Genomic DNA, 14,102 nt, shown 5'->3' with positions numbered 1-14,102 from the left:
CCAAAAACGCAAGAGCCTCCACCGGCGATGACCCTGTCAGGGGTCTCAGGGGTGTCAGCGGCGGCGCCATTGCTCGATCAGATCAATCAACACGCCCTCACGCAAGCCTCGATCACCGACCCTGATGCGATCGGTGGGCCATGCCTGCAAAATGCCCTGCAGGATTGCACAGCCGGGAATGACGAGGTCGGCACGCTCCTCACCGATACAGGGTTCCTCCGCCCGTGCGACGGCACCGGCAGAGCGCAGGCTTTCCGTGACAGCGGCGGCCTCAGCGGCAGTCAGCCATAGTCCGTCCACATCACGGCGAACATATCGTTTCAGCTTGAGGTGAACGCCGGCAAGGCTGGTGACCGTCCCCGACGTTCCGATCAGATGCGCATCACCATTCCTGAAGGCATCGGCGATCTCATCGGGCACCGATGTCTGTCGGACAAGCGAGGCGACGTCGTTGGCGATGGCGTCGAATTCCGCCCTGGTCATCTCGGCATGGCCATGGCGCTCGGCTACCGTCACGACACCATAGGGCATGGATGTCCACGCTCCGGTCGTCATGGGATCCGTGCTGGTATTGATCCAGGAAATTTCAGTGGACCCGCCACCAATATCGAACACCATGACAGCCTTGGCCGCAGGGTCGATCAGGTCGTGGCAGCCCTTCACCGACAGGGTCGCCTCTTCCTCCGGCGTGATGACATCAAAGTTCAGTCCGATTTCCTTTTCGATTCGCTGCAGGAAATCAGGGCCGTTTGACGCCTGGCGACAGGCTTGCGTCGCTATACAGCGCAATCGCTTGATATTGCGCGCGGCCAGCTTGTCTGCACAGATTTTGAGGGCGTCCATGGTCCGGTCCATGGCGGCATCGCCCAGTCGTCCCGTGCTGCCCAATCCTTCCCCCAGGCGGACGATGCGCGAGAAGGCATCAACAACACGAAATCCCTTGGATTGCGGCGTGACGATCAGCAGACGGCAATTGTTTGTTCCGAGATCAATAGCCGCAAAACATGGGGCCGTTTCACGTCTTCCCTTGCGTCGCCAATCTCTACGCGCGACCATACCTTACGACCTTTGTTTATGCGTCCTCGCCGTCGACCACGGGCCGACAAGTCTTGCCCGAAAAGGTACGCGCAATAAGTCACTCACGGCAAGCCTTATACTATTGGCCGAATGTTGCGCGTTTTGCTTGCAGCACCCCATGTTTTGGGCTTAGGACTGTCCGCAACGCAGGAGGATCGCGTGAAGCTCGACAAGATCGACATTAAAATTCTCACGCATTTGCAGAGTAACGCCCGCATGACCAATGCCGAATTGGCAGAACGGGTCGGTCTTTCGCCGACCCCCTGCCTGCGGCGGTTACGGCGTCTCGAGACAGAAGGCGTGATCAAGGGATATCGGACGGACGTTGATCGTGACGTGCTCGGACTTCCTGTTACCGTTATCATTCTCGTCAAGCTGGAGAAAGAGGATGAGGTTGCCCTGAGGGCATTTGAACAGACGATCTCCCAGCGCAGTGAGGTCATGGAATGTCACCTCGTGACGGGCAAGTTCGACTATTTCCTCAGGGTGGTTCTGCCGACCCTGACGGCCTATGAAAGTTTCCTGTCGGAAAGCCTTCTGCGTACCGAGAATATCGCTTCGATTGAATCGAGCTTCACGCTGCGGGAGGTTCTTCGGCGTCCCGTCTTGCCGATGAATCACTAGGCAGATTCGGCTGCCAGTTCGGCAGCTTGCCACTGAAATGAAAAAAAGCCCGGCCATCTGGCCGGGCTTTTTCGTTCAGTCAGGGCCTCTAGTCACCACCAGATGCCATACAGGCCGCACAGGATCACGATGATGGCGATCGAGGCGAAATTGAAGATGGGACCCGTGCGGAAACTGATCCCACGAAGATCGACAACCTTTTCCTCTGATTGCGGTTTCTGGAGATAGGACACCACAACGCCGATCGCCATGGCGATAAGGAAGACGATCCCCACGCGGTCCATGAACGGCATGCCCGGGAACAGTTTAGGCCAGAAGAGCGACAGTAAGACAGAGCCGATAACGGCCGCCAGCGCGCCAATCTCCGTTGCCCGCTTCCAGAACATGCCCAGGAAGAACAGCGCCGTGATCCCCGGCGTGAACAGCCCCGTCCAGTTCTGGATATTCTGGAACACCTGCGGTGAATTCCCGAGCAGCGGCGTGGCCAGGAACAGCGCGATCAGCAGAGCGACGAAACTCACAACCCGGCCAACCGTGACCAGCGTCTTCTCGGTCGCATCGCGGGCAATCAGCGGCCGCACGAGGTCCATCGTAAAGATGGTCGAGATCGAGTTGATCATGGAGGCGAGCGACGAGACGATTGCCGCAATCAGCGCCGCAAAGATCAGTCCGCGAATACCCACCGGTGCGAGCGCCATCATGGTCGGGTACGCCCGGTCGAAACTCGGACTGACCGCCGCGCCGTCAGCGGCAGCAGCACAGGTGGCCTGATAGCTTGCCGGATCGACCAGCAGCTCCGTCCCCGGACAGGCCAGATCTGGCTGCAGATAGAAGGCCGCAATGCCTGGAATGACCACGATGAACGGCACGAGGAGCTTGAGGTAGCCTGCGAACAGGACGCCGCGCTGGGCTTCCTGAATGCTCTTGGCGCCGAGCGCCCGCTGGATGATGTACTGGTTGAAGCCCCAATAGCTGAGGTTCATGATCCACATGCCGCCCAACAGGACGCCAATGCCGGGAAGGTCGTTGTAGAAGAAATTCTCTTTGGAGAAGATCATGTTGAATTTCTGCGGCAGATCATCCGCCAGCACGGCGAAACCTTCCACCGGATTGCCCGATGGGGCCACCTGGCCCAAGGCCAGCCAAGTGATCAGCAGGCCACCGCCGATCAGCATTACCACTTGGATGATGTCGGTCATCGCCACGGCTTTCAGGCCGCCATATAGCGAATAGGCCGCAGCAAATGCCCCAAGTGCCAGCATGCCGTAGAACATGTCGAGACCGGTCAGCGTGTTGATGGCCGTTGCGCCAAGCCACATCACAGTTGTGAGGTTCACCACCGTGTAGAGAATGAGCCAGAAGACGCTCATCACGTACTTCACGGTCGGGCCGAACCGGCTCTCAAGGAATTGCGGCATGGTGTAGATGCCGCGTTTGAGGAAGATGGGCAGGAAGAACTTGCCGACAATGACGAGCGTAATCGCGGCCATCCACTCATAGGACGCGATGGCCAAGCCCATGGCAAAACCTGACCCGGCCATGCCGATGATCTGTTCTGCGGAGATATTCGCCGCGATCAGCGACGCGCCGATAGCCCACCAGGGCAATGATTTACCGGCGAGAAAATAGTCCTCGGTATTCTTGTTGTGGCCCGCAGGTTCTCGAGACACCACAAGTGCGATGCCCAACAGGATGACGGCGTAGCCTGCCACGATCAGCAGGTCGATCATTTCGAGTTGCATTGTTCCTCCCTCAAGGAAATTTGGCCATGTCCCCAGCTAAGGCTGCCCGGCCCTTTCCCGAACCATGCTCATATTATTGAGACTTTTCCAGACAAAAACGGTTTCAGTCGTCATGTCCTTCGTCTTCGTCGTCCGATTCATCTGCCGTCATGAAGCAGTAGAGCGTTGTCGAGCGATAGGTATCGCCAGGCATCAGGATCGTCGTCGGAAACGCAGGCTGATTTGGACTGTCGGGGAAACCCTGGGTTTCAAGACAGAACCCGGATCTTTTGCGATAGACGCGGCCCTGCCCCCGCAGTGAGCCATCAAGAAAATTTCCCGAATAGAACTGCATGCCCGGCTCGGTCGTCAGCACTTCCATGGCGCGGCCGCTGTCCGGATCAATAACAAGCGCCGCTGCCCGCAGGCCGTCCTCGTCTGGTTCAGCCGTCAGGACAAAATTATGATCGTAGCCGCCAGCGTAGGCCAATTGCTCGTCATCCTCCGATATTCGCTCACCAATGGGCTGCAATTCGGTGAAGTCGAAAGGCGTGCCCTCGACATCGCGCAAATCGCCCGTCGGGATGAGTGTCTCGTCTACCGGGGTGAACTGCGTTGCATCCAGCTGCAGCAGCGTGTTGAGAACCGACCGCGCGCTGCCACCGGACAGGTCGAAATAGCTGTGATGGGTCAGATTGCAGATGGTCGGTTTATCCGTCTGGGCCTGATAGTCGATCCGCAGCTCATCGTCATTTGTCAGGCTATAGATGACAACGACATCCAGATTGCCCGGATAGCCTTCCTCGCCATCAACGCTGCGATAGCGGAGTTCAAGATGCGCACCAACATCGTCAGTATGCGCCTTGCCTGACCAGACCACCTTGTGAAAACCCTTTGGTCCGCCATGGAGATGATTGGGTCCGTTGTTGATAGGCAGATCAAGCGTTGTGCCGTCGACCGTCGCGCGACCCTTGGCGATCCGATTACCGGACCGGCCGATCAGTGCGCCAAGATAGGCTTCGCAAGCCTCATAATCTTCGAGGGAATCAAGTCCGAGAACGACATTTTCAAGCTGACCGGAGGCATCAGGCACCATCAGCGAGGTCAGTGTCCCACCATATTCTATGATATTGGCTGACAGCCCATTTGCGTTGGTCAGGGTGAACAGATCCACCTTCTCACCAGATGTGGTGACGCCATAGGCTTTGCGGTCGACACTGGCTTGGCCGGTGACGTTTTCTTCTTGCATGATGGATGCTCCTCAGTCGCGGGGATGCGTCTCAGGCCGTCGCTTTGACGTCGCTCGCAGACACCTCTTCGAGCGCTTTCAGCATGACATGCAGGTTCTGCTCAAGCAGTCCTTTGATCGCCGCCGATGCCCCCGCGCCGTCGCGCCGCAGAATCGCCTGCGTGACCTCATCGTGCACCTGCAGATCGCGCTCCACGCCCGCCCCCTCCAACCGGTCAAAACGAACCGCGAATCGCAGCGCGGCCTCAACCATGGGACGCATGTGAAAGAAGAAGCGGTTGTTGCTTGCTTCAAGCAGCGAGAGATGAAACCGAATATCCGCATTCAGCGGATCATCAGCGCCCATGCGCGCCTCTCTCAGGCCACGCATGGCCTGTTCAATGACGTCGAGCTGGCTTTGAGTACCCGTCCGGGCTGCCTCCTGCGCGGCCATGGGCTCAATCGCGAGTCGGGTGCGGGTAAAATCAATCAGAAGCGGCAGGTTGAAGCGGCGTTTCAGTAGCCATGACAGGACATCGGGGTCCATCAGGTTCCATTCATTATCCGGGCGGACCTGCGTCCCCCGGCGTGGTCGGGCCGTGACAAGCCCCTTCGCATTCAGGACCTTGACCGCTTCTCGGACGATGCTTCGGCTTGCACCATAGCGTTTGCAGATATCGGCTTCATTGGGGAACGGCGTGTCAGACGTAAACTCGCCTGTGATGATCGCTGACCCCAGATCCTGCACGATGCGCTGGGTCAAATTCCCAAGCGTCGTGTCACGCGATGGGAGTGTATCCGTCAAAATCTCCATGGCGCCGCCTACATCCTTCACGCTGTCACGCAGGAACGACAAAGGGGAGCTTTTCGCTCCCCTCGATCATCATTCCAGGCAGCAGCGCCTAGCGCTGTCAGGAACGACTAATGATCTTGCGTGGCATTCTTAAGAACATAATTGGTCGGTAAATAACATCACGCGACTACGTGACGGCCCTCGTTTTAACGGGTCGCCAACGGTGTCACGGCCCGCTCCGCAGGACCGTCATAATTTGACAAAGGCCGGATCAGGCGGTTTCTCGACCACTGTTCCATGATGTGCGCCGTCCAGCCTGTGATGCGAGACATCACGAAAATTGGCGTGAACATCGGGATGGCAAAACCCATCAGGTAATAGGCCGGACCGGCCGGGAAATCGAGATTTGGATAGATTCCCTTCTCCCGAACCATCGTATCGTCCAGCACGCGGGACATGGCCCAGAGATCCTGCGCTTCCTTGGTGTCGATCACCGCTACTATGCGCTCCAGCGCAGCCGTCATGGTCGGGACACGGCTGTCACCGGACCGGTAGACGCGGTGACCAAAGCCCATGATTTTCTTCTTCGTGGCGAGCGCATCGAGCATCCACGCCTCTGCCTTCTCCGCTGAACCCACCTCACGCAGCATATGCATGACCGCCTCATTGGCACCGCCGTGAAGCGGCCCTTTCAGCGAACCGATCGCCCCTGTGACAGCCGAATAGATATCTGACATGGACGATGTGATCGTCCGTGCCGTGAAGGTCGATGCATTGAAAGAATGCTCGGCGTAAAGCGTCATCGAAATGTCGAAGCATTTGACAATTTCAGGCTTCGGAACACTGCCAAAGCACATGTGAAAGAAATTCTCACAGAACCCCAGCTCACTCGTCGGGGCGATCGGCTTCTTGCCCTGACGGCGCCGGAAATCGGCAGCGATGAGTTCAGGGATTTTCGCGTAGAGCGAGATGGATTTGTCCATCAACGCCTCAGGCGTCGCATCCTCCGCCTGCGGATCGGCCTGCCCCAAAAAGCTGACCGCCGTGCGCAGCGTGTCCATGGGATGAGCATCCCTGCTCATCATCGACAGCACGGACAGCACTTCATCGCCGGCGCCGCGGGCCGCGATTTCTGCCCGTTCAAACGCCGCCAGCTGCGACGCCGTCGGCAATTCGCCATTCCAGATAAGGTAGGCCACTTCCTCAAACCGGCATTGAACCGCCAGATCCTGCACCGGATAGCCGCGATAGGTCAGCGAGTTGGATTCGGGCATGACCTTGGAAATGGCCGTGTCATCAGCGACCACCCCCTGAAGGCCGTAACGGATTTCCGTATCGGACATGATCGTTCCTCCTAGCGCTGAACGTTTTCGAAGATCGCGGCGATCCCCTGCCCGCCGCCGATACAAAGGGTCACGAGACCATATCGGCCGCCGGTCCGCTTAAGCTCGTACAGACACTTGGTGGTGATGATGGCTCCCGTCGCACCGATCGGGTGACCAAGGGCAACCGCGCCGCCATTCGGGTTGGTCTTCTCGGCCGGAAAATTCAGTTCCTTGGCCACAGCACAGGCTTGCGCGGCGAAGGCCTCATTCGATTCGATGACATCAATGTCGTCCACGGACAGACCTGTCCTCGCAAGCGCGAGTTTGACCGCCGGAATGGGGCCGGTGCCCATGATCGACGGGGCGACCCCTGCGCGGGCGTAGCTGACCAGCTTCGCCATGGGCTGAAGGCCGCCCTGCTTCACAATATCACCTGATGCCAGCGTCAACATCGATGCGCCATCATTGAGGCCCGACGCGTTTCCGGCCGTTACTGTCCCACCATCGCGTTTGAAGGCAGGCTTCAAGGCGCTCAACCCCTGCGCTGTCACGTCGCGTCTTGCGTGCTCATCGGTGTCGATGACCGTCGTACCCTTGCGCGTGGCAATCTCGAAGGGAACGATCTGTTCACGGAAATAACCATTATCGATGGCGTGGATGGCGCGGCGATGGCTTTCCTCGGCGAAAGCATCCTGTGCGGCGCGGTCGATACCAAACTGCTCAGACACGTTTTCCGCCGTCATGCCCATATGGCCAGAGCCAAATGGATCGCTGAGCGCCGCCAGCATGTCATCGTCGAGCGTAACGGGGCCCATTTTCTGGCCAAAGCGCGGGGTGCTGGAGGAATAGGTCGTCCGGCTCATGGATTCGGCGCCGCCAGCGACGGCCACGCTGACGTCACCCAGCATGATCTGCTGGCTCGCCTGCACGATCGCTTCCAGACCGGAACCGCAGAGACGATTGACAGTGACGGCGTGAGAGCTCTCCGCCATGCCGGCGCTGATGGCCATCGTCCGTGCCAGGTATACGTCCTTGGACTGGGTACGCAGCACATTGCCAACCACCGCCGATTCGACCTGGTCCGCCTGAACACCTGACCGCTCAATCGCAGCTTTCAACGCATGGGTGCCAAGGTCTTCCAACGGCACATCAGCAAAGCCGCCGCCAAACCGGCCAACGGCGGTCCGGGCGGCACTCAAAATATAGACATCCTGGGTCACGGGCATTTCCTCCGATTATAATTATAAGTGACCGGATCAATTTGTCGGGGTGTCGGTCACCTCGAAATTGTAGAGATCCTGGTCGAATTTCGAATAGTCTTCATAGCGCAGAAGATCATAGAGATCCCGGCGATGCTGCATGCGATCCAGAATACCGTTCTGGTCACCGTGCTGCAAAATATGGTCAAGCCCGCGCTCCGCCTCACCCATGGCCAACCGCAGGGTCGTCACCGGATAGATCACCAGATTGAAGCCGAGATCTTCGAGTTCTTTCTTGTTCAGAAGGCGGCTTTTGCCGAATTCCGTCATATTGGCCAACATCGGCACTGAAATCTCGCGCCGTACACGCTCAAACTCGGCCTCAGACTTCAGTGCTTCCGGGAACAGCATGTCGGCGCCTGCATCCACATACGCCTTCATCCGGTCGATCGTCTGGTCCAGCCCCTCAACGGCCCGGGCATCGGAACGTGCAATCACGACGAAGTTCTGGTCGAGCCGACCATCAACCGCACCTCTGATGCGCTGGATCATAGTCTGTGTATCGACAATTTCCTTGCCATCCAGGTGACCACAGCGCTTTGGCATGATCTGATCTTCGATGTGACAACCGGCCAGCCCCGCCTCTTCCATGAGGCGGACGGTGCGCGCAGCACTCATGGGCTCGCCGAAGCCAGTATCGATATCGATGATCGCAGGCAGGTCCGTGACCCGGGCGATCTGGCGACCACGGGTGACGAACTCCTCCTGATTGGCGATGCCCACATCCGGCAGGCAGAGGTCAGCGGCCATGACCGCGCCAGAAACATAGACGCCGTCAAAGCCCTTGCGCTCAATCAGTTGCGCACAGAGAGGATTGAACGCGCCGGGAAACTGATGGAGCTTCCCGTCCGCCAGCATATCGCGAAAGTCCTCGCGTTTCTGCGCTGCAGTTTTCTTTGTAAAGAGCATCAGAAGATCCCCTTCGCGCTGTTCTCGACCAGATAGCCATTGGGCGCGACCGGGTTCAGTGCGCGCACTTCGTCCGCCGTCAATTCAGGCAGGCGCTGAACAAGCTCAAGGAACCGTTGGCTTTCAGATGCATCAAGAATGTCATCCGTCAGCGTCTTGAATTTCTGGATATATTGAGCACGCCCAAACGGCCGGGCGCCAAGCGGGTGCGCATTCGCAATCGCCATTTCATCCTCAATCACGCTGCCATCTTCCATAGTGATGACGACACGCGCGCCGAAGGCTTTCTCCGACGGATCGTGGCTGTGATAGCGCCGTGTCCATTCGGGATCCTCGGTCGTCGAGATCTTGTGCCACAGGCGCACCGTATCGGCCCGCTGAGCGCGTTCCGGTGCATAGGATCTCACGTGGTGCCACTCGCCATCCTGCAGCGCGATGGCGAAGATATACATGATGGAGTGATCGAGGGTTTCGCGGCTGGCATTCGGGTCCATCTTCTGGGGATCACCAGAGCCCGTCCCGATCACATAGTGGGTGTGGTGAGACGTGTGCAGAACGATGGATTTGACCTTGTCGAAATCATCGATCTTTTCGCCCATGCGGAAGGCAAGATCGATCAACGCTTGGCTCTGATATTCCGCCGAGTGTTCCTTGGTGTAGGTGTCCATGATGGCACGCTTCGCCTCACCCGGTGCGGGCATGGGCACCGTGTAGGCCGGGCCATAGGGGCTGTCGCCGCGGTCGCGCGCGGTGCGGCCATTCAGGATGAAGGAAATGATGGAATCCTCACCCTCGTAAATCGGGCTTGGGGCACCCTCGCCGCGCATACAACGGTCGACGGCTTCGATCGCCACCTTGCCTGCCCATGCCGGAGCGAAGGCTTTCCACGTGCTGATCTCGCCCTTGCGCGACTGGCGCGTGGTGACGGTGCAATGAAGGGCCTGCTGGATGGCCTGATAAATAATTTCCGTATCCAGACCAAGCAGCGCGCCAATACCCGCCGCCGCCGATGGCCCCAGATGGGCGATATGGTCAATCTTGTGCTCGTGAAGGCAGATCGCCTTCACCAGATTGACCTGCATTTCATAGCCGGTGGCAATGCCGCGCATCAGCGCCATGCCATCCATGCCCGCGTGTTGGGCGACGGCCAGGATCGGCGGAATATTGTCACCAGGGTGGGAATAATCCGCCGCAAGGAATGTATCGTGGAAATCAAGCTCGCGCACGGCGGTACCATTGGCCCATGCGGCCCATTCGGGCGAAACCGTATGACCAGCTGCCATGCCGAAAAGCGTCGCGCCGCCAGAGCGGTGCGCGTTGGCCTGTGCTCGCGCGGTCTTGATCGGCCCCCGGTTCAGGGAGGCGATGGCCACACTGGCATTGTCGATGATCCGGTTAATGATCATGTCCGTGACATCGTCGTCGATGCCGACAGGATCCGCGGCCACTGTGGCCATCGTCCAGGCCAGCTGTTTCTCGCGCGGCAATTCGTCTTTAGAGGGATGAGCGTGGACGTTCAGTTCAATCACCAGGTGATCTCCGTATCTAAATCAATATGAGCAACTTGATAGGCGCGCTGCAGGTCGGCGATGTGCTTGCGCATCCAGTTGACGGCAGCGGCCTGATCCTGATCAGCGATGGCTTCGGTGATACGACCCTGCGCCTCGAGGATGCGACGCCGCGCCTGTGGCGTCTGGCCAATAACCTCGCGCAGACTTTTGTCGATCATGCGGTTGAGGGACTGCAGAAGCGCGGCCATCACGCGGTTGTGCAGGTGCATTGCAAGAATGTCGAAGAACGCGACCGCTGCCGTCACAACAGCCTCGGACTGGTCATCCCGCAGGGCCGCCAGGACCTCCTGACACTCTCGCAAAGCCGCCGCGTCCCTTGGCCCTAATCGAACGGCCGCCGCCCGCGCTGCTTCGGGATAGAACGCCATCAGCGTATCCCATACCTCGCGGAAGGTGGCACCGCTCAAGGTCATGCTGCGGCTGGCTGCCCGCGCGACATCAGCCGTGCGCGGACGAGCGATAACAAGACGCTTGCCCGCACCGCGGGCCACAAGGCCCGCCTGCTCAAGCAAACGGATACCCTCTCTCACCGATGAACGAGTGACCCCGAACTGTTCACAAAGTACCGCTTCGGTCGGCAATAGCGACCCATCCTCCAGCACGCCCGTGCTGATCCGCTCCTCGATCGCCTTGTAGACCTTGAGATAGACCGGTTCGCGTTCCAGCGTGGTGAAGGTATCTTGCATACTACTTTGTCGCCTCAAACAGTTCACGGCCAATCAGCATACGCCGTATTTCCGATGTGCCTGCGCCAATCTCATAAAGCTTGGCATCGCGCAGCAGACGGCCGGTCGGATATTCATTGATGTAGCCGTTGCCGCCAAGCAGCTGGATGGCATCGAGCGCCACCTGTGTTGCCTTCTCGGCCGCGTAAAGGATGCAGCCCGCCGCGTCGTGGCGGGTGGTGGCGCCACGATCGCAGGCGGCGGCAACAGCGTACACATAGGCGCGACACGCATTCATCGTCGTGTACATGTCCGCCAGCTTGCCTTGTACCAGTTGGAACTGGCCGATGGACTGACCGAACTGCTCACGGTCATGAACATATGGCAGGACCACTTCCATCGCGGCCTGCATGATACCCAGTGGGCCAGCCGCGAGGACCGCGCGCTCATAGTCGAGGCCGGACATCAGAACTTTCACGCCCTTGTTCTCTTCACCGAGAATGTTTTCGACAGGGACTTCGCAGTCCTCGAACACCAGTTCACAGGTGTCTGAACCGCGCATGCCAAGCTTGTCGAGCTTCTGGGCCGTCGAGAAACCCTGCATGCCCCTCTCGATCAGGAAGGCGGTGATGCCGCGTGACTTCGCGCCGGGATCCGTCTTGGCATAGACGACCAGCGTGTCGGCGCCCGGACCGTTGGTGATCCACATCTTGTTGCCGTTGAGGACGTAGTGGTCGCCTTTTTTCTCGGCCTTGAGGCGCATCGAGACCACGTCGGACCCTGCCCCCGGCTCGGACATGGCCAGCGCGCCGAGGTGCTCGCCGGAAATCAGCTTGGGCAGGTATTTTTCCTTCTGCGCCTTGGATCCGTTTATGTTGATCTGGTTCACGCAGAGATTGGAGTGGGCGCCATAGGAGAGCCCTACGGAGGCTGAGCCCCGGGAGATTTCTTCCATCGCAACTGCATGGGCAAGATAGCCGAGGCCGGAGCCGCCATATTCTTCGTCAGCGGTAATGCCGAGCAGACCCATCTCCCCCAGAGCGGGCCACAGGTCTCTAGGAAACTCGTTCTTCTCATCGATTTCGGCGGCACGCGGCGCCAATTTGTCGTCCACCCACCGGCGAACCACATCGCGCATATCCTCGATCGTCTCATCGAGGCCGAAAGTCATGGAGTATCCAGAGTTCATGTGAGCGTGCCTCCCGGGCATTGCGCTCTCGCGGTACGGCCCAGCGGCCATGTCGTCGGAGCAGCATTATCTGTTTGTCGGACAACCTGACTTTATGCTAGGTACGTGTCAAAAAGCAAGAGGAAACGCCCAATGGTGGTGCTCAAAAGCACAGTCGATCGTCGTTCCGCCGGTTTTCTGGCCAACCAGGAGGCGATGGCCTCACTTGTCCAGGAACTGAAATCACGGGCCGAATCGGTCCGCGCCGGGGGCGGCGAACGCTATTCCGAGCGCCATAAGGCACGCGGAAAGCTACTGGTTCGTGAACGCATCGAGCGGCTGATCGATCCCGGCGGCGCGTTTCTGGAGATCGGCCAGTTCGCCGCTTGGGAAATGTATTCGGGCGACGTGATGGCCGCCGGCGTGGTCGCTGGCGTCGGCCAGGTCTCAGGCCGCGACTGCATGATCGTGGCGAACGACCCGACGGTGAAGGGCGGCACCTATCACCCCATGACGGTGAAGAAGCATCTGCGCGCCCAGGAAATCGCGCTGGAGAACCGCCTGCCCTGCATTTACCTCGTCGAATCCGGCGGGGCGTTCCTGCCGATGCAGGACGAGGTTTTCCCCGACAAGGATGATTTCGGACGCATCTTCTACAATCAGGCGACCATGTCGGCCCAGGGCATCGCACAGATCGCCGTCGTGCATGGCAGCTGTACCGCTGGGGGCGCCTATGTCCCCGCCATGGCTGATGAAGCGATCATCGTCCGCAATCAGGGGACGATCTTCCTCGGCGGCCCGCCGCTGGTGAAGGCCGCCACGGGCGAAGTGGTGTCCGCGGAGGACCTTGGTGGCGGGGATGTGCATACGCGCCAGTCCGGCGTCGCGGATCATCTCGCCGAAGACGATGACCACGCCATCGGCATCGCCCGGTCAATCGTTGCGCGGCTTGGGCCGCAAGAGATTGCGAGGCAACCGCTGGCAGCGGTCCCTGCGCCGCTTTATGATCCGTCGGAACTGTATGGTGTCGTCGAGACCGATGCCCGCAAGCCCTATGATGCGCGCGAGATCATCGCACGGATCGTTGACGGCTCGGACTTTGATGAGTTCAAGCCGCTCTACGGCTCGACGCTCGTCTGCGGTTTCGCCAATCTCTGGGGCTATCCGGTCGGGATTCTCGCCAATAACGGCATCCTTTTCTCCGAAAGCGCCAAGAAGGGTGCGCATTTCATTGAACTGTGCGCCCAGCGCAAGACGCCGCTCATCTTCCTGCAGAACATTACCGGCTTCATGGTCGGTCAGAGTGCTGAGGCTGGCGGCATCGCCAAGGATGGCGCCAAGCTGGTCACGGCCGTGTCCACGGCCAAGGTGCCCAAACTCACCGTGGTCGTCGGCGGCTCCTACGGTGCCGGCAATTACGGTATGTGCGGGCGAGCCTATGGCCCTCGCTTCATGTTCATGTGGCCGAACGCCCGCATCTCCGTCATGGGCGGTGAGCAGGCGGCCAACGTCCTTGCCACCGTCAAGCGCGACGCCCTGCGCGAAGGTCAGGAATGGTCAGCAGACGAAGAAGAGGCGTTCAAGGCTAAGATCCGCGAAGGGTATGAACGTCAGGGGTCACCCTATTATGCCTCGGCCCGCCTGTGGGATGACGGCATCATCGACCCGGCCCAGACGCGGGATGTGCTCGGCCTCAGCCTCCGCACCGCGATGAATGCACCGCTAGAAGAGACACGCTTCGGCCTGTTCAGGATGTGATGAG

12 protein-coding genes are annotated in these 14,102 nt (G+C 59.3%); 2 read left to right on the top strand and 10 right to left on the bottom strand.

Features of this window, described 5'->3' with window-relative positions; genetic code table 11:
- Positions 1 to 54: 54 nt before the first annotated feature.
- Positions 55 to 1,056 carry a Ppx/GppA phosphatase family protein gene (locus tag RUI03_RS06125; protein WP_317289400.1) on the bottom strand — a complete coding sequence of 334 codons (1,002 nt, stop codon included), beginning with the start codon at positions 1,054 to 1,056 and terminating at the stop codon, positions 55 to 57.
- A gap of 180 nt (positions 1,057 to 1,236) precedes the next feature.
- Between RUI03_RS06125 and RUI03_RS06120 the strand changes: the two genes are divergently transcribed.
- Positions 1,237 to 1,701, top strand: coding sequence for an Lrp/AsnC family transcriptional regulator (locus RUI03_RS06120; RefSeq protein ID WP_317289399.1), 465 nt, complete (start codon positions 1,237 to 1,239; stop codon positions 1,699 to 1,701).
- A gap of 92 nt (positions 1,702 to 1,793) precedes the next feature.
- Here the strand turns inward: RUI03_RS06120 and RUI03_RS06115 are convergent, their stop codons facing one another.
- The 9 genes from RUI03_RS06115 to RUI03_RS06075 all read right to left on the bottom strand — a co-directional run bounded on the left by RUI03_RS06115 (position 1,794) and on the right by RUI03_RS06075 (position 12,361).
- Positions 1,794 to 3,443: a sodium/sugar symporter gene (locus RUI03_RS06115; RefSeq protein WP_317289398.1), complete on the bottom strand. Its 1,650-nt coding sequence runs from the start codon at positions 3,441 to 3,443 to the stop codon at positions 1,794 to 1,796.
- A 103-nt stretch (positions 3,444 to 3,546) separates the two neighbouring features.
- Entirely contained in the window at positions 3,547 to 4,671 is a 1,125-nt protein-coding gene (locus tag RUI03_RS06110; RefSeq protein WP_317289397.1) for an aldose epimerase family protein, read from the bottom strand.
- A 31-nt stretch (positions 4,672 to 4,702) separates the two neighbouring features.
- Entirely contained in the window at positions 4,703 to 5,506 is an 804-nt protein-coding gene (locus RUI03_RS06105; RefSeq protein WP_317289396.1) for a FadR/GntR family transcriptional regulator, read from the bottom strand.
- Positions 5,507 to 5,649: 143 nt separating this feature from the next.
- A complete protein-coding gene (locus RUI03_RS06100) occupies positions 5,650 to 6,786 on the bottom strand; it encodes a bifunctional 2-methylcitrate synthase/citrate synthase (RefSeq protein WP_317289395.1) in 1,137 nt (378 codons plus the stop codon).
- An 11-nt stretch (positions 6,787 to 6,797) separates the two neighbouring features.
- Positions 6,798 to 7,988, bottom strand: coding sequence for a beta-ketothiolase BktB (gene bktB, locus RUI03_RS06095; RefSeq protein ID WP_317289394.1), 1,191 nt, complete (start codon positions 7,986 to 7,988; stop codon positions 6,798 to 6,800).
- 36 nt (positions 7,989 to 8,024) lie between these two features.
- On the bottom strand, positions 8,025 to 8,936 hold the full coding sequence (prpB, locus tag RUI03_RS06090; RefSeq protein WP_317289393.1) for a methylisocitrate lyase: 912 nt from the start codon (positions 8,934 to 8,936) through the stop codon (positions 8,025 to 8,027).
- Positions 8,936 to 10,465: an MmgE/PrpD family protein gene (locus tag RUI03_RS06085; protein ID WP_317289392.1), complete on the bottom strand. Its 1,530-nt coding sequence runs from the start codon at positions 10,463 to 10,465 to the stop codon at positions 8,936 to 8,938. Before RUI03_RS06085 ends, prpB begins: the two co-directional genes overlap by 1 nt.
- Complete coding sequence (locus RUI03_RS06080) at positions 10,462 to 11,193, bottom strand: FadR/GntR family transcriptional regulator (RefSeq protein ID WP_317289391.1); 732 nt, start codon at positions 11,191 to 11,193, stop codon at positions 10,462 to 10,464. Before RUI03_RS06080 ends, RUI03_RS06085 begins: the two co-directional genes overlap by 4 nt.
- Position 11,194: 1 nt before the next feature.
- The gene (locus RUI03_RS06075) at positions 11,195 to 12,361 is read right to left on the bottom strand and encodes an isovaleryl-CoA dehydrogenase (RefSeq protein WP_317289390.1); all 1,167 of its coding nucleotides are present in this window, start codon (positions 12,359 to 12,361) and stop codon (positions 11,195 to 11,197) included.
- 132 nt (positions 12,362 to 12,493) lie between these two features.
- Between RUI03_RS06075 and RUI03_RS06070 the strand changes: the two genes are divergently transcribed.
- Positions 12,494 to 14,098, top strand: coding sequence for a carboxyl transferase domain-containing protein (locus tag RUI03_RS06070; RefSeq protein ID WP_317289389.1), 1,605 nt, complete (start codon positions 12,494 to 12,496; stop codon positions 14,096 to 14,098).
- The last annotated feature ends 4 nt before the right edge of the window (positions 14,099 to 14,102 follow it).

The organism is Parvularcula sp. LCG005, from assembly GCF_032930845.1.
Taxonomy (GTDB): Bacteria; Pseudomonadota; Alphaproteobacteria; order Caulobacterales; family Parvularculaceae; genus Parvularcula.
Note: the sequence above shows the minus strand (reverse complement) of the source record. Positions and strands in the feature narration are given on the sequence as shown.

Coding starts and splice junctions, on each gene's coding strand:
- RUI03_RS06115 (WP_317289398.1), bottom strand. CDS start 3,443: ATGCAACTCGAAATGATCGACCTGCTGATCGTGGCAGGCTACGCCGTC.
- RUI03_RS06080 (WP_317289391.1), bottom strand. CDS start 11,193: ATGCAAGATACCTTCACCACGCTGGAACGCGAACCGGTCTATCTCAAG.
- prpB (WP_317289393.1), bottom strand. CDS start 8,936: ATGCTCTTTACAAAGAAAACTGCAGCGCAGAAACGCGAGGACTTTCGC.
- RUI03_RS06110 (WP_317289397.1), bottom strand. CDS start 4,671: ATGCAAGAAGAAAACGTCACCGGCCAAGCCAGTGTCGACCGCAAAGCC.
- RUI03_RS06075 (WP_317289390.1), bottom strand. CDS start 12,361: ATGAACTCTGGATACTCCATGACTTTCGGCCTCGATGAGACGATCGAG.
- RUI03_RS06070 (WP_317289389.1), top strand. CDS start 12,494: ATGGTGGTGCTCAAAAGCACAGTCGATCGTCGTTCCGCCGGTTTTCTG.
- RUI03_RS06125 (WP_317289400.1), bottom strand. CDS start 1,056: ATGGTCGCGCGTAGAGATTGGCGACGCAAGGGAAGACGTGAAACGGCC.
- RUI03_RS06100 (WP_317289395.1), bottom strand. CDS start 6,786: ATGTCCGATACGGAAATCCGTTACGGCCTTCAGGGGGTGGTCGCTGAT.